Source organism: Pseudomonas sp. 22515 (assembly GCF_052044625.1).
In the GTDB taxonomy this organism is placed as follows: domain Bacteria; phylum Pseudomonadota; class Gammaproteobacteria; order Pseudomonadales; family Pseudomonadaceae; genus Aquipseudomonas; species Aquipseudomonas alloputida.
Map to the genome: position 1 here is coordinate 122356 of NZ_JBQENN010000013.1, position 19808 is coordinate 142163.

At 63.1% G+C, this 19808-nt stretch carries 19 protein-coding genes; 4 read left to right on the forward strand and 15 right to left on the reverse strand.

Annotation, left to right across the window (positions count from 1 at the left end):
* Both ACTJJN_RS14285 and ACTJJN_RS14290 read right to left on the reverse strand, forming a co-directional pair.
* The coding region (locus ACTJJN_RS14285) for an EAL domain-containing protein (RefSeq protein ID WP_440781349.1) at positions 1-1061 on the reverse strand (1061 nt) is incomplete at its 3' end.
* Positions 1062-1178: 117 nt separating this feature from the next.
* Positions 1179-3260 (reverse strand): carboxy terminal-processing peptidase, encoded by a 2082-nt coding sequence (locus ACTJJN_RS14290; RefSeq protein ID WP_014754213.1) that lies wholly within the window; start codon positions 3258-3260, stop codon positions 1179-1181.
* 139 nt (positions 3261-3399) lie between these two features.
* On the opposite strand from ACTJJN_RS14290, the gene ACTJJN_RS14295 reads away from it, so the two are divergent.
* Positions 3400-4362 (forward strand): NAD(P)H-quinone oxidoreductase, encoded by a 963-nt coding sequence (locus ACTJJN_RS14295; protein WP_003252545.1) that lies wholly within the window; start codon positions 3400-3402, stop codon positions 4360-4362.
* A gap of 100 nt (positions 4363-4462) precedes the next feature.
* Here the strand turns inward: ACTJJN_RS14295 and ACTJJN_RS14300 are convergent, their stop codons facing one another.
* The 6 genes from ACTJJN_RS14300 to ACTJJN_RS14325 form a co-directional block, all read right to left on the reverse strand.
* On the reverse strand, positions 4463-5116 hold the full coding sequence (locus tag ACTJJN_RS14300; RefSeq protein WP_003252546.1) for an HAD family hydrolase: 654 nt from the start codon (positions 5114-5116) through the stop codon (positions 4463-4465).
* Between the two features lie 14 nt (positions 5117-5130).
* A complete protein-coding gene (locus ACTJJN_RS14305) occupies positions 5131-6120 on the reverse strand; it encodes an ABC transporter ATP-binding protein (RefSeq protein WP_003252548.1) in 990 nt (329 codons plus the stop codon).
* A gap of 1 nt (position 6121) precedes the next feature.
* On the reverse strand, positions 6122-6916 hold the full coding sequence (locus ACTJJN_RS14310) for an ABC transporter permease (RefSeq protein WP_003252553.1): 795 nt from the start codon (positions 6914-6916) through the stop codon (positions 6122-6124).
* Positions 6906-7733, reverse strand: coding sequence for an ABC transporter permease (locus ACTJJN_RS14315; protein WP_012053417.1), 828 nt, complete (start codon positions 7731-7733; stop codon positions 6906-6908). Before ACTJJN_RS14315 ends, ACTJJN_RS14310 begins: the two co-directional genes overlap by 11 nt.
* A gap of 8 nt (positions 7734-7741) precedes the next feature.
* Positions 7742-8548: an alkaline phosphatase family protein gene (locus ACTJJN_RS14320; RefSeq protein WP_003252558.1), complete on the reverse strand. Its 807-nt coding sequence runs from the start codon at positions 8546-8548 to the stop codon at positions 7742-7744.
* Between the two features lie 85 nt (positions 8549-8633).
* A complete protein-coding gene (locus tag ACTJJN_RS14325) occupies positions 8634-9698 on the reverse strand; it encodes an ABC transporter substrate-binding protein (RefSeq protein ID WP_012053415.1) in 1065 nt (354 codons plus the stop codon).
* 327 nt (positions 9699-10025) lie between these two features.
* On the opposite strand from ACTJJN_RS14325, the gene ACTJJN_RS14330 reads away from it, so the two are divergent.
* Complete coding sequence (locus tag ACTJJN_RS14330) at positions 10026-10739, forward strand: UTRA domain-containing protein (RefSeq protein ID WP_003252562.1); 714 nt, start codon at positions 10026-10028, stop codon at positions 10737-10739.
* Between the two features lie 31 nt (positions 10740-10770).
* Here the strand turns inward: ACTJJN_RS14330 and ACTJJN_RS14335 are convergent, their stop codons facing one another.
* The 7 genes from ACTJJN_RS14335 to minC form a co-directional block, all read right to left on the reverse strand.
* Positions 10771-12918 carry a mechanosensitive ion channel family protein gene (locus tag ACTJJN_RS14335; RefSeq protein ID WP_012053414.1) on the reverse strand — a complete coding sequence of 716 codons (2148 nt, stop codon included), beginning with the start codon at positions 12916-12918 and terminating at the stop codon, positions 10771-10773.
* A 44-nt stretch (positions 12919-12962) separates the two neighbouring features.
* A complete protein-coding gene (locus tag ACTJJN_RS14340) occupies positions 12963-13130 on the reverse strand; it encodes a hypothetical protein (RefSeq protein ID WP_003252566.1) in 168 nt (55 codons plus the stop codon).
* A gap of 137 nt (positions 13131-13267) precedes the next feature.
* Positions 13268-14557 carry a M18 family aminopeptidase gene (locus ACTJJN_RS14345; protein WP_012053413.1) on the reverse strand — a complete coding sequence of 430 codons (1290 nt, stop codon included), beginning with the start codon at positions 14555-14557 and terminating at the stop codon, positions 13268-13270.
* 168 nt (positions 14558-14725) lie between these two features.
* Positions 14726-15361 (reverse strand): RluA family pseudouridine synthase, encoded by a 636-nt coding sequence (locus tag ACTJJN_RS14350; protein WP_003252569.1) that lies wholly within the window; start codon positions 15359-15361, stop codon positions 14726-14728.
* A gap of 130 nt (positions 15362-15491) precedes the next feature.
* On the reverse strand, positions 15492-15746 hold the full coding sequence (minE, locus tag ACTJJN_RS14355; RefSeq protein WP_003252572.1) for a cell division topological specificity factor MinE: 255 nt from the start codon (positions 15744-15746) through the stop codon (positions 15492-15494).
* Positions 15747-15749: 3 nt separating this feature from the next.
* The gene (minD, locus tag ACTJJN_RS14360; protein WP_003252574.1) at positions 15750-16562 is read right to left on the reverse strand and encodes a septum site-determining protein MinD; all 813 of its coding nucleotides are present in this window, start codon (positions 16560-16562) and stop codon (positions 15750-15752) included.
* Positions 16563-16671: 109 nt separating this feature from the next.
* Positions 16672-17439 (reverse strand): septum site-determining protein MinC, encoded by a 768-nt coding sequence (gene minC, locus ACTJJN_RS14365; RefSeq protein WP_012053412.1) that lies wholly within the window; start codon positions 17437-17439, stop codon positions 16672-16674.
* Positions 17440-17550: 111 nt separating this feature from the next.
* Between minC and ACTJJN_RS14370 the strand changes: the two genes are divergently transcribed.
* Positions 17551-18486: a lipid A biosynthesis lauroyl acyltransferase gene (locus tag ACTJJN_RS14370; RefSeq protein ID WP_012053411.1), complete on the forward strand. Its 936-nt coding sequence runs from the start codon at positions 17551-17553 to the stop codon at positions 18484-18486.
* Positions 18487-18631: 145 nt separating this feature from the next.
* A complete protein-coding gene (locus ACTJJN_RS14375) occupies positions 18632-19780 on the forward strand; it encodes a patatin-like phospholipase family protein (RefSeq protein ID WP_012053410.1) in 1149 nt (382 codons plus the stop codon).
* Positions 19781-19808 lie beyond the last annotated feature (28 nt).

The window sequence follows — 19808 nt, forward strand, 5'->3', positions numbered from 1 at the left end:
GGCCGGGCCTGCTGGCCAATCTCCACCCGCCGTTCACCGTTGCCGCCGCTACCGTATTCGCGGGTAAACCCGCTCCTACACGCCTGATCGAGGGTGGACACCTGTCGGTGTTGTAGGAGCGGGTTCACCCGCGAAGAGGCCGGCACAGGCAGCGCATCCCTGTGAATCAATCCGCACCCTCTGCCATCGGCATCCACCACTTCCAATGCCTCCAGGTGCTGGTATCGGCCAAACAGCTCCAGCAGCTGCCCGATCGTGGCATTCAAGCGCACTGTCGGTTGTTCAGCCAGTGGCACCTGCGTCAGTGCCGGTAGCAGCCCGCTGTCGCGTACCCCTCGCTCCTGTGGCCGCCCTAGCAAATAGCCCTGCACCAGGTCCACGCCCATCTCCACCAGCACCGCCAGCTCTTCCGCCAGCTCGATGCCCTCGGCAATCACCTGTGCCTTCGATGCCCGGGCAATCTGCAAGATAGAGCCTACAAACTCGCGCTTGAGCGGGTCACGATGGATGCCGTCGATGAAGTGCCGGTCGATCTTCACGTATTCGGGGCGCAGCTCCGACCACAGGCGCAGGCTGGAATAGCCCGCGCCCAGGTCGTCGATGGCAATCGAGAAGCCCATGTCGCGATAGTGGTGCACGGCATTGGACAGCAGCTGGAAGTCGTCGGTGGGCGTGTGCTCGGTCAACTCGATCACCACCCGGCTGGGCGGCAGGCCAACCTGTTCGAGCAGTTTCAGGGTCAGGCCGGAAGGGTAGTGCGGCTCCAGCAGCGATTCGGGTGAGATGTTGAGAAACAGTTTGCCCTGCAGTTGCTGCTCGCTGAAGCGTCGGCAGGCGCTTTCTCGGCAAGCGGCTTCCAGCTCGGTCAGGCGGCCGGCCTGGCGGGCGATGGTGAACAGGTTGAGTGGCGCATGCAGCGGGCTGTTGGACGGGCCACGGCTCAGCGCCTCATGGCCGAACACCCTATGTTCGCTCAGGCACATGATGGGCTGGAACAGACTTTGAATACTGCGCTGAGCCAGGATGGCACTCAAGGCACTGAGCTGTTCGGCAACGGTCATGATGGATTCCTGAAAAATAAGGGCCGGGCATCTGCATGCCCGGCCCTCATATTTCACGACAGCACGATGACTGTTTGATGACAGGTCACATTATTCTGCCATCATTGCTGAGGTGCCTTACTTCTTGGCCACCTTGGTGCTGGCACTGAGGTAGTCGATCAGGATGCGACCGGTTTCCGCGAGGTAAGCGTCGTCTTCCGGCTTGGTATTTTCATCCTCGACCGGCAGAGCGTCTTCGTCCTCTTTCTTCAGTTCCTTCAGCGGTTCTTCACCCTTGGCCTTGCGGCGGGTGTTTTCCAGCGCCAGTTGCTTGGCCTCGACGCTGTCGTGGCGTGCGCGGCGTTCCTGCTCGTTGAGGCTGACGGTTTTCTCGTTCATCAGCTTCTGGGTCAGGGCCAGGCGGTCGCGGATGTAGGTGAACTCGGCATCCTTGTCGCTGCGCGCCTCATGTTGCGCCTTGAGCTGGGCCAGGAACGGCCTGAACGGATCGGCCGCAGGCTTGACCACCGGGCGGATGGTGTCCCACGGCATGGCCTCTGGCAGGGCGCTCTCGCCGATTTCCTTGGTGTCGATGATCGAGGGGTAGTCGATGTCCGGCAGCACCCCCTGATGTTGCGTACTCTGCCCGGAAACCCGGTAGAACTTGGCCAGGGTCAGCTTCAGCTCGCCATGGTTGAGCGGCTGGATGGTCTGCACGGTGCCTTTGCCGAAGGTCTGGCCACCGATGATCAGCGCGCGGTGGTAGTCCTGCATGGCACCGGCGAAGATCTCCGATGCCGAGGCCGACAGGCGGTTGACCAGCAGTGCCAGCGGGCCCTTGTAGAAGGCCCCCGGGTTTTCGTCTTCCAGCACGTCGACGCGGCCGTCACTGTTGCGCACCAGCACGGTCGGGCCTTTTTCGATGAACAGGCTGGTCAGCTCGGTGGCTTCCTGCAGCGAGCCGCCGCCGTTGTTGCGCAGGTCGATGACCACGCCGTCGACTTTCTCTTTCTGCAGTTCGGTGAGCAGCTTCTTCACGTCACGCGTGGTGCTCTTGTACTCGGGGTCGCCAGCGCGGTAGGCCTTGAAGTCCAGGTAGAAGGCCGGGATCTCGATGATGCCCAGCTTGTAGTCACGCCCGTCCTGCTTGAGCTTGAGCACCGACTTCTTCGCCGCCTGCTCTTCAAGCTTCACCGCTTCACGGGTGATCGACACAATTTTGCTGGTCTGGTCGCTAGGCGCATTGCTGGCTGGGATGATTTCCAGGCGCACCACCGAACCTTTCGGGCCGCGGATCAGCTTGACCACTTCGTCCAGGCGCCAGCCCACCACGTCGACCATTTCCTTGTTGCCCTGGGCCACGCCGATGATCTTGTCAGCCGGGGCCACCTGCTTGGTCTTGGCTGCCGGGCCTGCTGGCACCAGGCGCACGATCTTGACCTGGTCGTTGTCGCTTTGCAGCACTGCACCAATGCCTTCGAGCGACAGGCTCATGTTGATGTCGAAGTTTTCGGCGTTGTCCGGCGACAGGTAGTTGGTGTGTGGGTCGTAGGACTGGGCGAAGGTGTTGATGTAGGCCTGGAAGATGTCCTCGGCACGGGTCTGGTCCAGGCGCGCGAGCTGGTTCTTGTAGCGCTTGATCAGGGTTTCCTGGATCTGCTTGGGTTCCTTGCCGGCGATCTTCTGGCGCAGCACTTCGTCTTTCACGCGTTTGCGCCACAAGTCGTCGAGCTCGGCCTGGTTCTTCATCCACGGCGCGTCCTTGCGATCGATCAGCAAGGTTTCCTTGGTGGTGAAGTCAATCTTGTCCACGCCCTTGTTCAGCTCGGCCAGGGCGAAGTCCAGGCGTTGCTTGACGCGGTCGAGGTAGCGTTTGTAGATGGTGAAGCCCGGGTCCAGGTTGCCGCTCTTGAGGAAATCGTCGAATTGCGTTTTCCATTTATCGAATTCGGCAATGTCGGCAGCGGTGAAGTAGCTGCGCGCCGGGTCCAGCAGCTTGATGTAGCTGTCGTAGATAATGGCCGAACGGGCATCGTCCAGGGGTGGCTTGCTGTAGTGGTGGCGCTTGAGCAACTCCACCACGTTGAGGCTGGCGACGATCTCGTCGCGGTCGGGCTGCAGGCTGTCCCACTTGTTGGCGGCCGCCGCATTGCCGCCGAGCGTGAGGCTGCCCAGGCCGATCATCACAGCCAGTGCGGTGCTTGGAAGGAAATGCTTCATGCTGATTCGACGTGGAGGCAATTGATCACGCATAGTAGGCCGTCTTTTCCGTTGCCGGTTCCATGGAGCCGGGCAAATACTGCAAAAGGCCTGAGGTAAGCGACCTCAGGCCCAGTCATGATTCAACTATGGAGGCACTGTGAAGGCATTGCAAGGCGTTGACGGACATGTGGAGTGGGTCGAGGCCGAACGCCCGACCTGTGACGCGGGCCAAGTGCGCATTCGCGTGGCCGCTGCGGGGCTGAACCGCGCCGACCTGCTGCAGATGAAAGGTTTGTACCCGCCACCACCAGGTGCCAGCCCATACATGGGGCTGGAGTGTTCCGGGGTGGTTGAAGAGGTGGGGGCTGGTGCCGCCTGGCGCGTGGGTGACCGCGTTTGCGCCCTGCTGGCCAGCGGCGCCATGGCCGAGGAAGTGGTGGTCGACGCCCGTCATGTACTGCCGGTGCCCGAGGGCCTTGGCCTGCATGAAGCGGCAGCGTTGCCGGAGGTGTATGCCACCGCCTGGCTGAACATCTTTCAGCTCGGTGCAGTGAAGGCTGGCGAGAAGGTGCTGGTGCACGCCGGCGCCAGTGGCGTTGGCTCGGCCGCCATCCAGCTGTGCAAGGCGTTCGGCAGCCCGGTATGGGTCAGCGTCGGTTCGCAGGATCGTCTGGCCTACTGCCAGGCGCTGGGCGCAGCGGGTGGTGTGGTACGTAACGAGAACCTGGACGCGCTGGAAGGTTTCGGCCCATTCGATGTGATTCTCGACCCGGTCGGCGCTGGCTACGGTGAGCTGAACCTCAAGCTGCTGGCCCGTGACGGGCGCTGGGTGATCATCGGCCTGATGGGCGGACGCAAGTTCGAGCTGGACCTGGCCCAGGTGCTGGGCAAGCGCCTGGAAATTACCGGTTCCACCCTGCGCAACCGTGATGACGGCTTCAAGGCCGAGTTGCTGCGCGAACTGCAGCAGCAAGTATGGCCGCTGTTCGCCGAGGGGCGGTTGTCGCCGCAGCTGGTCGATACCTACCCGGTGGAGTTTGCCCAGGCGGCGTATGCCGAGCTGGAGACCAACCAGGTGTCGGGCAAGCTGGTGATGGTGATCGACCCCAGCCTGGTGTAAGCAGGCCTGGCCCCTTCGCGGGTAAACCCGCTCCTACATCGGGATCGCCANGTAGGAGCGGGTTTACCCGCGAAGGGGCCGGCACAGCCCATAAAAACCTTCAGCTCCAGCTCAGAATCGGCCACCCATTGATCTCGGCATGCTCGCGCAACACCGCATCCGGGTTCACCACATGCGGGTGATCCACTCTCAACAACAACGGCAAGTCATTCCTCGAATCGGAATAGAAACTCGCGCCCTCCAGGTTCTCCTGCTCCTGATCCAGCCATTCCAGCAACCGCGTGATCTTGCCCTCACGATAGGTCAGCACCCCGTGGGTCTTGCCGGTGTACACCCCGTTCACAGCCTCAAGCTCGATGGCCAGGTATTCATCCACGCCCAGTCTCGCGGCAATCGGCCCGACCAGGTGCGTACCCGAAGCGGAAATGATCAGGATGCGATCCCCACGCTTGCGGTGCTCGGCAATGCAGCGGCAGGCGTCACCGTAGATGATCGGTTCGATCACTTCTTCGACCCACGGTGCCACCAGGTGCTCGACTTCTTCCAGGGTACGCCCGGCAATCGGCTCCAGGCTGAAGGCCATGTAGTCCTCCATCTGCAGGTGGCCCCTGCCATAGGCTTCCATCAGTTCATGGTCGCGGCGCAGGAAATCCTTGCCGTCGACCCAGCCCAGCCGGGCCATCTGCTCGCTCCACAGTGATGCGCAGTCGCCGTGGATCAGGGTTTCATCCAGATCGAAAATTGCCAGTGCCATTGTGTTGAGTCTCCTTAAGCCACTTCCCGCAGCGCAGTGGGGTCGATCGACACGCTTACCCGTTTTCCGTCCGCATGCAAGTCGGCCGGCGAGCGGTTGAGCACATCGACCACCAGCTCCACGTCGCGCACCCGCACCCGGTAGCGGATCACGTTGCCCAGCAGGCTGTGGCTGCGCACCTCGGCGTCCAGCTCGCCGTGCACGCCTAGGGTGATCGACTCTGGGCGGATCGCCAGGCGGCTGGCCACCGGGCGCTGCAGCAGGCGGCTGGCGCTGTCGGCGTCGAGCAGGTTGTAGTTGCCGATGAAGCCGGCGGCAAACAGGTCCACGGGGGCGGTGTAGAGGGTTTCGGCATCGCCGCTCTGGACGATGCGCCCCTGGTTCATCAGGAAGATGCGGTCGGACATGGTCAGCGCTTCCTCCTGATCGTGAGTGACGAATATGGTGGTCAGCCCCAGTTCGCGCTGGATGGCGCGAATCTGCTCGCGCAGGTGCTTGCGGATACGCGCATCCAGCGCCGACAACGGTTCGTCGAGCAGCAGCAGGCGCGGGCGGGTGACCAGTGAGCGTGCCAGGGCCACGCGCTGGCACTGGCCACCGGAAAGCTGGTGCGGGTAGCGCCCGGCGAACTTGCCCAGCTCCACCAGCTCCAGCACCTCGCGTACCCGCAGCTGGCTTTCATCGGCCTTGACCTTCTGCATGCGCAGGCCGAAGGCGACATTCTGCTCCACGGTCATGTTAGGGAACAGCGCGTAGCTCTGGAACACCATGCCGATGCCACGCTTTTGCGGGCTTAGCGGCACGATGTCGTGGCCGTCGAGCAGTATCTGCCCGCTGTCCACCGAGGTCAGACCGGCAATGCAGCGCAGCAGGGTGGACTTGCCGCAGCCGGACGGGCCGAGCAGGGTGACGAATTCGCCGCGTTCGATGTGGCAGTCGATGCGCTCGAACACCGGGCTGCCGGCGTAGCTTTTCTGCAGTTTCTGTACGCTGACGAAGCTCATGTCAGGTCTTGTCCTTGTTCAGGCGGTTGGCGACCCAGGTCAGTACCAGCACGAAGGCGAAGTAGGAGATGACCAGCGCGCTGTTGAAGTGGCCGCTGCTGTTGCGCATGTTGTTCAGGTACACCTGCAGGGTCTCGTAGCGGGTGCCGACCAGCAGATTGGCAAACACGAATTCGCCGAACAGGAACGAGAACGACAGCAGCACTGCCACCATCAGGCCCTGGCGCAGGTTCGGCAGCACCACCAGCAGTGCGGCCTGCCAGGTGCTGGCGCCGAGCAACTGCGCAGCGTCCATCAGGTCGCGCAGGTTGATGGCCTGCAGGTTGTTGGTGATGGCCCGGTACATGAACGGCAGGGCGATGGTGAAGTAGCAGCCGATCAGGATCCACGGTGTGCCGACCATGGCCATCGGCCCGCTGCCATACAGCTGCAGCAGCCCCACCGACGACACCACCGGCGGGACCGCGAATGGCAGCAGGATGAGGATGTTCATCAGCGCGTCGAGCCGCGGGAAGTGGTAATGCACCACGAACAGCAGTGGCAAGATCAGCACCACCGACAGCAGCAGTGCGCCTACGCACACCAGCAGCGACTGGCCGAACGCGGCAAGGAAACGCGGCTCGCTCCACAGCGCCGCATACCACTTCAGGGTCAGGCCACTGGGCAGCAGGCTTGCCGACCAGCTGGTGGCCAGCGAGTAGAGCAGGGTGCCGGCCAGGGGCAGCAGCAGGATCAGGAACAGCAGGTAGACCACGAGGCGGTGGTACCAGCCGCCGGAGCGGATGTCAGCGCGCATGGTAGCTCCTTTTCAGCAGCCATTGATGCACCACCGTGACCAGCGTCATCAGCCCCACCAGCACCATCGCCAGGGCGCTGGCCAGGTTCGGATCGAGGCTGATGTCGCCCGCCACCAGGCCGGCGATGCGGATCGGCAGTACGTTGAAGTTGCCGGTGGTCAGTGCGTACACGGTGGCGTAGGCGCCGAGGGCGTTGGCCAGCAGGATGACGAAGGTGCCCAGCAGTGCCGGGGCCAGCACCGGCAGGCCGATGTGTCGCCAGTACTGCCAGTGGTTGGCGCCCAGCAGCGCGGCTGACTCGCGCCAGTCTTCGCGCAGGGCGTCGAAGGCGGGGTACAGCAGCAATACGCCCAGCGGGATCTGGAAGTAGGTGTACACCAGGATCAAGCCGCTTTTGGAATAGATACTGAAGTCTTCCAGCAGGCCGACCTGCTTCAGCAGCAGCGTCAGCGCGCCGTTGAAGCCAAGCAGGATGATGAAGGCAAAGGCCAGCGGTACGCCGGCAAAGTTGCTGGTCATGTTGGCGAAGGCGCTGACGAAATCGCGCAGCTTCGAGTCCACCTGGCGCAGCGAGTAGGCGCCGAGGGTAGCGATGACGATGCCGAACACGCTCGACCAGAAGCTGATTTCAAGGCTGCGTTGCAACGCCTGCAGGTAGAACTTGGAGGCGAACACCTTGCTGAAGTTGTCGATGCCCCAGCCGGCCTCCGATTGCAGGCTGTTGATCGCCACCCAGGCCAGCGGGGCGACCTGGAAAATGACGAAGAACACGGCGAACGGCAGCAGGCAGAGCAGGGCCAGGTAGCGGCCACGCATGCCGCCATTCACTTCAGCAACTCCCGGCAAACCGTCTTGTCGTGCGCGGCGCCCAGCAGCTCGCAGATGGTGCCGCACAGTTCGGTTTGCAGCGGCTTGGCGGCCGGGTCCAGGCTGAAGGCGTCGCCGAAGACGAACAGCGGCACTTCACGTTCTTCAGCCAGCAGGCCGTTGTGCGAGCGGTCGTTGTTCATGCCGTGGTCGGCGGTGACCAATACCTGATAGCCCTCTTCGAGCCAGCCAGGCAGGTAGTCGGCCAGCAGAATGTCAACGCTGCGCGCAGCGTTGCGATACTGGCTGCTGTCCAGGCCGTGGCGGTGACCCACGTCGTCAACGCTCATCGGGTGCACCAGCAGGAAGTTGGGGGCGTGACGGCGGCGCAGGTACTCGCCATCGGCCAGAAGGTGCGAATCGGGGTAGCGGTCGTCCCAGTAGAACAGCCCGTGCTGGATCGGCAGCTTCGGCGCGTGGGTGTGGCGGTCACGCTGCGGGTCGAAGGGCGAGCGGTTGTACAGCTCGCTCATCCAGTGATAAGCCGCCGCTGCGGTGCCCAGGTTGGCCTCGCGGGCGTAGTGAAACACGCTGCGTTGGTTGGACAAGCGGTTGATGTTGTTGTGCACGATGCCGCTGTCGATCGGTGGCACGCCGGTGAGGATGCATTCGTACAGCGGCCGCGACAGCGAGGGCAGCTCGCATTCCACGCGGTACAGCGCGGCGCGATCTGCTTCGACGTAGGCGTGCAGGTGGCCCATCGCATGGTGGGCGACCTGGTAGTTGAGGCCGTCAAGCAGGACCAGGATGACGTTGTGTTGCATGTTTTCTCCAGTCATGAACCGCGTTGGCACCTTCGCGGGTNTTACCCGCGAAAGGGCCGGATCAGGCGCTACAAAGCCCAGCCCCTTACTCCATCTCGATGATCACCTGCTCCTGCCACATCTGCGGCAGTTTCTTCGAGGTGGCTTCCCAGGCTTCGGCATTCTTGATCGGCTGGGCGGCACCGTACTGGTCGTTGGGCAGCAGCTTGGCCTGCACATCCGCCGGCAGCTTCAGGTGCTCGGCCCGGATCGGCCGTGCATGGCCCTTGGCCAGGTTGATCTGCCCGGCGTCGCTGAAGATGTATTCACGGGTCAGCTTGGCCGCGTTGGGGTGCTTGGCGTACTTGTTGATGACCGTGGTATAGCCGGAAATCACCGAACCATCCGAGGGGATCAGCACTTCAAAACGTTTTGGGTCGATCTGTTCACGGTAGCTCAGGCCGTTGAAGTCCCACACCACGCCAACTTCCACCTCGCCCTTCTCCAGCGTCTGGATGGTCGGGTTGGCCAGCGAAAGGCGCTTCTGCTGCGCCAGCTTGGTGAACAGCTGCAGGCCTGGCGCCACGTTGGATTCGTCACCTTTGTAGGCGATGGCCGCAGCCAGCACACCGTTGGCGGCCTGGGCTGCTGTGCCGACGTCGCCAATAGCGACCTTGTACTTGCCTTTTTCCAGGTCATGCCAGGTTTTCGGCCGTTCCTCTTCCTTGACCAGGTCCTTGTTGATGATGAAAGCGATGGTGCCGGTATAGGCCAGCGCCCAGTGGCCGTCCTTGTCCTTGGCCCATTCCGGCACCTGGTCCCAGGTGCTTGGCTTGTAAGGCTGGCTGACGCCCTTGGTCACCGCGATCGGGCCGAAGGCGGCACCCACGTCACCGATGTCGGCGCTGGCGTTGTCCTTCTCGGCTTCGAACTTGGCCAGTTCCTGGGCCGAGCTCATGTCGGTGTCGCTGTGTTTGAGGCCGTACTTGCTGGCCAGGTCTTCCCAGGTGCCTTTCCAGTTGGCCCAGGCGTCGGGCATGCCCACGCTGTTGACAGTGCCTTCCTTGCGGGCGGCGTCTTCCAGGGCCTTGAGGTCAGTGCCGGCGGCCATGGCCGTGGTGCACAACGCGATGGCCGAACCAAGCAGTGACGCCATGAAGAACTTTTTCATCCGAAGCTCCTTTGGGTGGGTGCCTTTGCGATCGTTGTTCTGGGTAAAGCCGTTGCAAGCCTTTGACTGGCACCTTTGGTCTAGGTCAGCAAACCTTGAGCCAAGGTAGGCCGCTTGCGTGACAGTTTGATGTAGGGAGGGGGCCGGCAAGGGCCCTGAAGCTACAGCGTAGACCAGGTAATCGCCCCGGTTCTGCTGGCTTGGCGCGTTTCTGGCAGTGCCTGGCCCAAGCTTTGTCACAGGATGTTCATCAGCCCTGCCTAGGCTTGCACTATTCTCAACCTGCCCTGTGATGGGGCTGGACTAGTCCAGATAGGTAACCTTTCGATGCAGTCGACGCCCCCGCGTGCGGTAACAGCCATCTGCCATGCCCTGCAGGAGCAGATCGAGCATGGCCTGCTGGCGCCGGGCGGCAAGCTGCCGGCCGAGCGGCGGCTCAGCGAGGTGTTCGACACCACGCGCATTACCCTGCGTGAGGCGTTGGTGCAGCTGGAGGCCCAAGGCTTGATTTACCGCGAAGAGCGCCGAGGCTGGTTCGTTGCGCCGCAACGCTTGACCTACGACCTCATCGAGCGCAGCCATTTCCATGCCATGGTGCGCGATCAGGGGCGGGTGGCCAGTACCGAACTGCTGTCGGCGAGGCTGCAGCCGGCTTCGGCGGCCATCTGCGCACGCTTGCAGCTGCCGGCGTTGTCCAGCGTGGTGCGCGTCTGCCGGTTACGGCGGATTGACGGGCGGGCGGTGCTGTATGCCGAGCATTACCTGAACCCCCGGTACTTTCCAGGCATTCTCGAACACGACCTGGCGCAGTCACTGACCGAGATTTATGGGCGGGTGTATGGCATCGAGTACGGGCAGGTGTGCTTCGAGATCCTGCCGACAGCGTTGCCGGTGGAGGCGGCAAGCGCTTTGAAAGTGTCGGCGGGCAGCCCGGGGTTGCACATTACCCGGGTCAACAGCGACCAGCATGGGCACTTGATCGACTGTGACCTCGAGTATTGGCGGCATGATGCGATCCGCATTCGGGCCCAGGCGGGATGAGGTGTTGCCTTCTTGGCGGGTAAACCCGCTCCTACGAGCGGGCCTCTGTCATCCCACCCCCACCGGCTGTCACCACCTGCACCGACAACCGCGGCGTCGCCAGGTCCAGCCCGGCTTCATCCAGCTGCCGCTTCAAGGCCAGGTTGAACGCCCGCGACACCTCCCACTGCTTGATCGGCGCGGTCTTGAACCGCGCCCGCAAGATCGCCGACCCTGACTCGAAGCTCTCCACCCCCTGTAGCTCCAGCGGCGACCAGATATTGCGGCGCATCAGCGGGTCATTGCGCAGCTTCTGCCCCACTTCGCGAACCAGCGTGATCGCCTGGTCGATGTTCATGCTGTGCGGGATTGCCACGCGGAAGATCGCGTAGCCGAACTCCCGCGAGTAGTTCTTGATGCTCTTGATTTCGCTGAACGGGATGGTATGCACAATGCCGTCGATGTCGCGCAGGCGCACGGTACGAATGGTCAACCCTTCCACCGTGCCCAGGTGGCCGCCGACATCCACGTAGTCGTCGATGGCCAGCGAATCTTCGATGATGATGAACAGGCCGGTGATCAGGTCGGCCACCAGCGACTGCGCGCCAAAACCGATGGCCAGGCCGATCACACCGGCGCCGGCCAGCAGCGGGGTGACGTTCATGCCCATGTTGGCCAGGGCGACGATGACCGCGATGATGAAGATGACCACGAACATCACGTTGCGGATCAACGGCATCATGGTTTGCGCACGGGCGTTGGCCAGCCCCCGGCGCGAGCGCACCAGGGCATGGTGTACGGCGGTGTCGGCAAGGATCCACACCAGCCAGGCCACGATCAGTGTGCCGGCCAGGCCCAGCAGGCGCAGGCTGATGTCATGGCCGTCGCCCTCGGCGAAGCTGATCATCGACACGCCCCACACGCGCAGGCCCAACTCGATGAACACCAGCCAGATGAACAGGTGCACCAGCAGGTAGCCGAAGTTGCGCAGGCGTTCGGTGTACACCGCCTGGCGCTTGCTGGCCCGCTTGGGGTTGGCGGCATGGCGGCGCACCAGGCCGTTGAGCACCATGCATACCACCACAAGCACCGTGCACATCAGCGACTGGCGCAGGGCGGTGCTGGTGTCGCCGGCGGAGACGAAGGTGGCGAACAGCGAAATGGCCACCAGGATCAGCGCCGGAATGAACCAGAAGCTGCCGAGGATCTCGATGGTATCGCTGAGGGTGCGTCGGGTCAGGCGCCGCGACAGTGGCTGGTTGCGGATCAGGTGGGCGATCGGCCTGCGAAAGCGCAGGATGAACAGCCCGGTGCACAGTGCGGCAATCACATTGGCCAGGGTAGCCAGGGCGTGGGCCAGGTGGGTACCGAGGGCAACCAGCATGCGTGGATCGCTCATCGCCTCGCCAAACGCGGCGAAGCTGCCGATCAGCCACAACGGGCGAAACGCCTGGCGCCGCAGGATGTGCAGGGCGCGGTGGCGGTGTGGGCCGTCCAGCAAGGAAAAGGCGATGACGCAAATGGCCGAAAAGCAGGTACCGACCACCAGTGCGTAGGCCAGCACCATGGCCAGGGATTTGCCCAGCGATGGCGGCAGCACGAAACTCAGGTACACCGTGAACACCAGCGCTACCAGCCAGGGGCCGAGCTTGCGCAAGGCAAAGCGCACCAGGTCCCAGGTACGCGGGTGCTGTGGCAGTTCTTCGCTCAGGCCAAAGCGCAGGCGGACCCGATGGCCGACCCAGTTGAAGGCGTAGGCCAGCACACTCCACACGACAATCACTGCAGCAAAACCGAACAGGATTGGCGGCCACTGGTGCACGGGCACCACCAGTTCGGTCAGTTCGGCCTGGGCTTGTTCGATTTCTGCGGCCCAGCGGTGGAATGGACTGGCATCGCCGCTGAACTGTTTTTCAAAGTCATGCAGGGCACCGCCGATCAGGCCGAGCACGCCCTGTTCAACGCTGGGTTGCGATTGCCGGGTGGCGTCGCGCAGTTTTTTCAGGTCGGCCAGCAGCTTGGCCCGTTGCTGGTCGTTTTCGAGGTTCTTGATCACCTCGTCCAGCGACTTGCCCAGCGGCTCGGTGGCTTCAGGCTGCGCGGGCGCACTGCCGCCCAGCAGGCCAGGCAAGCCCGCCGCTTGTACCGGGGCGATGAACAGCAAGAGCAACAGGAACAGGTAACGCAGGAGGGCAGGCACTGGCAAATCTACCTCAGGTCAAACGATTGACCGAGTGTAGAGGTTTATGTCGGCAGTTTCTCGAGGATCTTCCAGCAGGTGAGGCCGAAAATACCCAAGGTGCCGACCCACATCATCAGTACACCGATGTTGCGTTCGCGCATGCTGAAGCCGATGGTCAGCAGCATCAGGAACAGGAACACCGGGACGAACAGTGACAGGAACGGGGACATGGACAGCAATCCTTTTGCAGTGGGGCCATGTAACAAGCATAGCGCTTGGCAAACGAGGCGTGATTGACCTTGAGCATGTGTAAGCAGGCTCGGCCTGTTCGCGTCGAACCGCCGCGAATAGGCCGGGCCTGCTTACATCAGGGCAGTTCGCGGCTACGGTAGAACGCGGTCAGTACCTTCACCAGGTGCGCCAGGTCATGGCTGCCGCACAGCTCGCGAATGGAGTGCATGGCAAATGTCGGCAAACCGATATCTACCGTGCGCACACCCAGGTGGCTGGCGGTGATCGGCCCGATGGTCGAGCCACAGCCCATGTCGCTGCGCACCACAAAGCTCTGCACCGGTACTTCCTCGGCCATGCACAAGTGGCGGAAGAACCCGGCAGTCTCGCTGTTGGTGGCGTAACGCTGGTTGTTGTTCACTTTGATCACGGGCCCGGCGTTGAGCTTCGGCCCGTGGTTGCCGTCATGCTTGTCGGCGTAGTTGGGGTGCACGCCGTGGGCGTTGTCGGCCGATACCATCAGCGAGCGCTGGAGGGTGCGCACATAGGTGTCGCCATCGGGTAGCAGGCGCTGCAGGGTCTGCTCCAGCATCGGGCCATCGGCACCACAGGCCGAGCAACTGCCGACTTCTTCGTGGTCGTTGCACACCAGCACACAGGTCTCGTCGCTGTCGGCGGCCAGCAGGGCCTGCAAACCGGCGTAGCACGACAGCAGATTGTCCAGGCGGGCGCCGGCGATGAAGTCGCCATTCAGACCGATCAGCGCGGCGTCCTGCGTGTCATAGAAGCTCAGCTCGTAGTCCAGCACCACGTCGGCGATCAGCTCGTGCTCGCGGGCCAGTTGCTCGGTGAGCAGGGCGCGGAAGTCGATGCGTTCGTCACCGGCCACTTGGGCGAGGATAGGGGGCAGTTCGTTCTGCGGGTTGATCGCCCAGCCTTCGTTGGCGGTACGGTTCAGGTGGATCGCCAGGTTGGGGATGATCGCGATTGGCAGCTTGAAGTCGATCAGCTGGCTTTCGACCTTGCCGTCACGGCGGTAGGTGACGCGGCCGGCCAGCGACAGGTCGCGGTCGAACCAGGGTGCCAGCAACGCGCCGCCATACACTTCCACGCCCAGTTGCAGGAAACCCTGGCGCTGCAGCTCGGGCTGAGGCTTGACCCGCAAGCACGGGCTGTCAGTGTGGGCGCCGACCATACGGATGCCATTGAGCAGCGGCGACTGCTTGCCCAGTTTGATGGCGATAATTGAAGAATCGTTGCGGGTGACGTAGTAGCGGCCGCCAGTCTCGGGGTCCCAACTGTCGCGCTCGTCCAGGCGCTTGTAGCCGGCCGCCTCAAGGCGCTGGACCAGGCTGGCGGTGGCATGGAAGGGCGTGGGGGAGGCCTTGAGAAATTCGATGAGGCCGGTATTCAGTGCGTCGCGCATAGCTCACTCCAGACAGCAGTGGCGCGAGTTTAACGCAGAATGTCGACAATTTGTGTCTGCATCTCGCGGCTAACGCCGCTACCATAGGTATTACACAGCCCCTGAGCGCAGCGCGGTCCCTGTGGGGGCGGCTTCAGCCGCGAAGAGGCCGGTACAGGCCCTGCGAAATCAGAACGGTGCCGGGCACTCGAACTTCAACCGCTGCCCGGACACCGGGTGGGTAAAGCTCAGCATCGAGGCATGCAGGCACAGCCGCTCATGGGCCGCCAGGGCTTGCGGGTTGGCGTACAGCCGATCACCCAGCAGCGGGTGCCCGATCGACAGCATGTGCACGCGCAGCTGGTGCGAACGCCCGGTAATCGGCGTCAGCTCCACCCGACAGTAATCGCCGCAGCGTTCGACGATACGCCAGAAGGTCAGGGCGTGTTTGCCCTGCTCGTGGTCCACCACATGCCGTGGTTTGGTCGGTGGGTCGTAGCGCAGTGGCAGGTCGATGCTGCCGCTGTCCAGCGCCGGCTGGCCCCAGCACAGCGCGGTGTAGGCTTTTTCGGTTTCACGGTCGTGAAACTGGCGCGACAGCTCGCGGTGGCTATCGGCATCGCGGGCCAGCAGGATGATGCCGGAGGTTTCCCAGTCCAAACGGTGCACGATCAGCGCATCGGGGTAGCCGTTTTCCTGCAGGCGGGTGATCAGGCAGTCCTTGTTGTCCTCGGCACGGCCAGGTACCGACAGCAGCAGGGTCGGTTTGTTGATCACCAGGATGGCGGCGTCTTCGAAGAGGATCTGGACATTCGACAGCGGCATTACAGGTCTCACGAAAATAGCAGTAAACGCTGGGGCCGCTTTGCGGCCCTTCGCNGCTATGCATTCCCCTGTAGGAGCGGGCTTGCCCGCGAAGGGCTGCAAGGCAGCCCCAAATTGTCGACTACGCGGATCAGCGATCCGGCAGGGTGATGTTCAGCTCCAGAATCGAGCAGCTGCCCTGGTTTTCCAGCTCGATATGCACATCATCGTTGCCGATGTTCACATATTTGCGGATCACTTCCAGCAGTTCTTTCTGCAGCGCGGGCAGGTAGTCCGGTTCGCTGCGTTGGCCGCGCTCGTGCGCCACGATGATCTGTAGACGCTCTTTCGCTACCGACGCGCTGGTCTGTTTCTGTCTGCCACGAAAGAAGTCAAAAAGGTTCATGGTTTATTTGCTCCCGAAAATGCGCTCGAAGAATCCCTTCTTCTGTACATCGATGAAGCGCATCGGCTTCTCTTTGCCCAGCAGGCGGTCGACCGCATCACTGTAGGCCTGGCCGGCATCGCTCTGGTCATCGAGAATGACCGGGATACCTTGGTTGGACGCCTTGAGGACGGCCTGCGATTCCGGGATCACACCCTTGAGTTTGATCGACAGGATTTCTTCCACGTCGGCCACGCTCAGCATTTCGCCTTTGACGACGCGCTCCGGGTGGTAGCGGGTGATCAGCAAATGCTCCTTGATCGGCTCTTCACCGTTTTCGGAGCGGCGCGACTTGCTCGACAGAATACCCAGCATGCGGTCGGAGTCACGTACCGACGAAACCTCCGGGTTGGTCACCACGATGGCTTCGTCAGCGAAGTACATGGCCAGGTGAGCACCTTTTTCGATACCGGCCGGCGAGTCGCAGATGACGTACTCGAAGTCCTTCTTCAGGTCCATCAGTACCTTTTCCACGCCTTCCTGGGTCAGCGCGTCCTTGTCACGGGTCTGGCTGGCGGCCAGCACGTACAGGTTCTCGAGGCGCTTGTCCTTGATCAGGGCCTGTTGCAGGTTGGCTTCGCCGTTGACCACGTTGACGAAGTCGTACACCACGCGGCGTTCGCAGCCCATGATCAGGTCGAGGTTACGCAGGCCCACGTCGAAGTCGACAATGACGGTCTTGTGGCCGCGCAGTGCGAGGCCGGTACCAATGGCGGCGCTGGTAGTGGTCTTGCCCACACCCCCCTTGCCGGAAGTAACCACGAGAATCTTGGCCAAGGTGTTTCACCCCTAAAAATAGTCGGGACACTTGTCCCTGCAAAAAACTGAAATAGCTAAATAAAGGCAACGGTAAAAAAGTTGCTCTAAAAATGCTGGCAAGTATCCGTTAAAGACGGGTGATGTTCAACACGTCACCAGACAGGCTGACTTGCACGCTGGTCCCCCACAGCGGATCCCGGCGCAGGTCTTCGCAGACTTTGTACTGGCCGGCGATCGAGACCATTTCGGCGGTCATCTGCTGGCAGAAGATACGCGCCTTGGTGTTGCCTTTGATGCCGGCCAGGGCGCGGCCGCGCATGGCGCCGTACACATGGATGTTGCCATCGGCCAGAAGTTCCGCACCTGGGCTGACCGAACCCGTCACCACCAGATCACCGCCCTGAGCATAGATCTGTTGGCCGCCGCGTACTGGCGAAGTAATGATGCGGGTCGGGCGCACCTCGGGTTCAGGGGCAGGCGCTGGCGCCGGGGCAGGGGCCGGTTCGGGCTTTTTGACTACCTCGGGCTCGGGCTCCAACGGCCGTTCGCGGGCCCCCGAGGGCGGCAGCACCGGCAGGTCGATGGCGATGGCGGCGGCGATGTCCTCGATGCGGTTGGCGCGGATGGCCAGGGTACGCAGGCCGTGGTGTCGGCAGATCCGCATCAAGCCGGGCAGGTCGATTGCCCCTTCGTCGGCCGGCAGCTTGTCCAGCGCCAGCACCAGCGGTGTATTGCTGAAGAAGTTCGGGGCCTGGGCGACTTTGGCCGCCAATTGGCGGTCGAGGGCTTCAAGGTCATTGCGCGCCAGTTCCAGTACCGTAATGGCGAGCATGCTGCCCTTGAGCTGGAACACGGAGGCGGTGTCGGGTGTGTGGTTTGGGCTCATGGTCTGCATAGACGGCTTGTTGCGAAAAAAGTGCCCTGACTTATAACGAGAACACCGGTTGCCCGCAACATGCGCTGATCCGTTGTAGAATGCGCGGCCTTTGTCTTTCCGGATGCTTCAATGGAACGCCCGCGTTTTCGTCCCTATTACCTTCACCCCAAGTTCTGGGGCCTGTGGCTGGGCCTGGGCCTGCTGTGGCTGGTGGTTCAGTTGCCGTACCGGGTGCTGCTGAGAATCGGTGCCGCGCTGGGCGCCGTCATGTATTGCTTTGCCGGTGAACGTCGGCGCATCGCCGCGCGCAACCTGGAGCTGTGCTTCCCGGAGCTGTCGGTCGACGAACGGCAGCGTTTGCTCAAGGCCAACTTCGCCTCTACCGGCATCGCCTTCTTCGAAATGGCCATGAGCTGGTGGTGGCCCAAGGCCAGGCTGGCGCGCCTGGCCCATATCGAGGGCCTTGAGCACCTGCAGGCCGCCCAGCAGGCGGGGCAGGGCGCGATCCTCATGGCGGTGCACTTCACTACCCTGGAAATCGGTGCCGCACTGCTCGGCCAGCAGCACACGATCGACGGCATGTACCGCGAACACGGCAATGCACTGTTCGACTTCATCCAGCGCAGCGGCCGCGAGCGTCACAACCTTGATTCGCTGGCGGTGGAGCGCGAGGACGTGCGTGGCATGCTCAAACTGCTGCGTTCGGGCCGGGCGATCTGGTACGCACCGGACCAGGACTACGGCGCCAAACAGAGCCTCTTCGTACCGTTGTTTGGCATCCCCGCAGCGACGGTCACCGCTACCACCAAGTTTGCCCGGCTGGGCAAGGCGCAGGTGATTCCGTTCACCCAGAAGCGCCTGGAGGATGGCAGCGGCTATCGTCTGGTCATCCACCCGCCGCTGGCGGACTTCCCCGGCGAGAGCGAGGAAGCCGACTGCCTGCGCATCAACCAGTGGGTTGAACGTGTGTTGCGCGAGTGCCCCGAGCAATACCTGTGGGCGCACCGGCGGTTCAAGTCGCGGCCCGAAGGGGCGCCGCGGCTGTATGACAAGAAAAAGCGCTGAACCTTGTAAGCAGGCCTGGCCTCTTCGCGGGTAAACCCGCTCCTGCAGGATTACCACAGGTTCTGCATATTGCGGGGCCCTGTGGGAGCGGGGCCACCCGCGAAGAGGCCGGGCATGAAAGCACCTTGACCCCAGGAAGGACTCCATGGCTCCACCCCCGGTAACCGGTCTCATCCTTTCTGGCGGCGGCGCCCGCGCTGCCTACCAGGTCGGCGTGCTGGCGGGCATCGCCGAGTTGCTGCCCGCCGGCGCGCACAACCCGTTCCCGGTCATTGTCGGCACCTCCGCCGGGGCCATCAACGCCGTCACCCTGGCCAGTGGTGCCGTGCACTTCAATGAGGCCGTGCAACGGCTCACTGCCTTCTGGCAGAACTTCCGCAGCCATCTGGTCATCCGCAGCGACTGGCCCGGGGTCGTGCGCCAGGCCAGCCGCTTCGTCGGCCACAGCCTGCTGGGGCTGGGCGGCCAGGCCCCCGTGGCGTTGCTCGACAGCAGCCCTTTGCGCAGCCTGTTGCAAACGCACCTGAACCTGGATGGCATCGGCCACGCCTTGGCCGCCGAGCAATTGCGCGCCGTGGCAGTGACCGCCTTTGGCTACGAGTCTGGCCAGGCGGTGACCTTCTACCAGGGCCGTGGCACCATCGAGGCCTGGCTGCGCCACCGGCGTATCGGCGTACCCGCACCGTTGACCATCGACCACCTACTGGCCAGTGCGGCGATCCCGCTGTTGTTCGCCCCGGTGCAACTGGGCGGCGAGTATTACGGCGACGGTGCAGTGCGCCAGTCGGCGCCGATCAGCCCGGCCTTGCACCTGGGCGCCAGCCGGGTGCTGGTGGTCGGGGTCAGCGGAAACCCGCAGCGGCCAGCGCCACCGGTGCCGCCCCAGCGCGTGTTCAGCGGGCAGCAGCCGAGCCTGGCGCAGATCGGCGGGCACCTGCTCAACAGTACGTTCATTGACAGCCTGGAAGGCGATATCGAACTGCTGCAGCGCCTCAACCACTTGAGCGGGCTGTTGCCGGCGCACCTGGATGCCCGGCGCCTGGGGCTGGCACCGATCGACGTGCTGGTGGTGGCGCCCAGCCAGCCGCTGGATGAGATTGCCGCTCGGCACCGCCGCGAGTTGCCGGCGGCGTTACGCCTGTTCTTACGGGGGCCGGGGGCGACGCGCACCAGCGGGGCGGGGGTGTTGAGCTATTTGCTGTTCGAGGCCAGCTATTGCAGTGAACTGATCGAGCTGGGGCGGCGCGATGCCCTCGCCAAGAAGCGCGAGCTTTGCGAATTCCTGGGGATTTGATGTTGCCTGTGCGGGCCCTTTCGCGACG

Excerpts from the sequence above, each read along its gene's own strand:
- ACTJJN_RS14375 (WP_012053410.1), top strand. The coding sequence starts at position 18,632 with ATGGCTCCACCCCCGGTAACCGGTCTCATCCTTTCTGGCGGCGGCGCC.
- minC (WP_012053412.1), bottom strand. The coding sequence starts at position 17,439 with ATGCAGACCATGAGCCCAAACCACACACCCGACACCGCCTCCGTGTTC.
- ACTJJN_RS14305 (WP_003252548.1), bottom strand. The coding sequence starts at position 6,120 with ATGAGCTTCGTCAGCGTACAGAAACTGCAGAAAAGCTACGCCGGCAGC.
- ACTJJN_RS14325 (WP_012053415.1), bottom strand. The coding sequence starts at position 9,698 with ATGAAAAAGTTCTTCATGGCGTCACTGCTTGGTTCGGCCATCGCGTTG.
- ACTJJN_RS14330 (WP_003252562.1), top strand. The coding sequence starts at position 10,026 with ATGCAGTCGACGCCCCCGCGTGCGGTAACAGCCATCTGCCATGCCCTG.
- ACTJJN_RS14340 (WP_003252566.1), bottom strand. The coding sequence starts at position 13,130 with ATGTCCCCGTTCCTGTCACTGTTCGTCCCGGTGTTCCTGTTCCTGATG.
- ACTJJN_RS14315 (WP_012053417.1), bottom strand. The coding sequence starts at position 7,733 with ATGCGTGGCCGCTACCTGGCCCTGCTCTGCCTGCTGCCGTTCGCCGTG.
- ACTJJN_RS14350 (WP_003252569.1), bottom strand. The coding sequence starts at position 15,361 with ATGCCGCTGTCGAATGTCCAGATCCTCTTCGAAGACGCCGCCATCCTG.
- ACTJJN_RS14300 (WP_003252546.1), bottom strand. The coding sequence starts at position 5,116 with ATGGCACTGGCAATTTTCGATCTGGATGAAACCCTGATCCACGGCGAC.
- ACTJJN_RS14320 (WP_003252558.1), bottom strand. The coding sequence starts at position 8,548 with ATGCAACACAACGTCATCCTGGTCCTGCTTGACGGCCTCAACTACCAG.
- ACTJJN_RS14290 (WP_014754213.1), bottom strand. The coding sequence starts at position 3,260 with ATGAAGCATTTCCTTCCAAGCACCGCACTGGCTGTGATGATCGGCCTG.
- minE (WP_003252572.1), bottom strand. The coding sequence starts at position 15,746 with ATGAACCTTTTTGACTTCTTTCGTGGCAGACAGAAACAGACCAGCGCG.
- ACTJJN_RS14370 (WP_012053411.1), top strand. The coding sequence starts at position 17,551 with ATGGAACGCCCGCGTTTTCGTCCCTATTACCTTCACCCCAAGTTCTGG.
- ACTJJN_RS14310 (WP_003252553.1), bottom strand. The coding sequence starts at position 6,916 with ATGCGCGCTGACATCCGCTCCGGCGGCTGGTACCACCGCCTCGTGGTC.
- ACTJJN_RS14345 (WP_012053413.1), bottom strand. The coding sequence starts at position 14,557 with ATGCGCGACGCACTGAATACCGGCCTCATCGAATTTCTCAAGGCCTCC.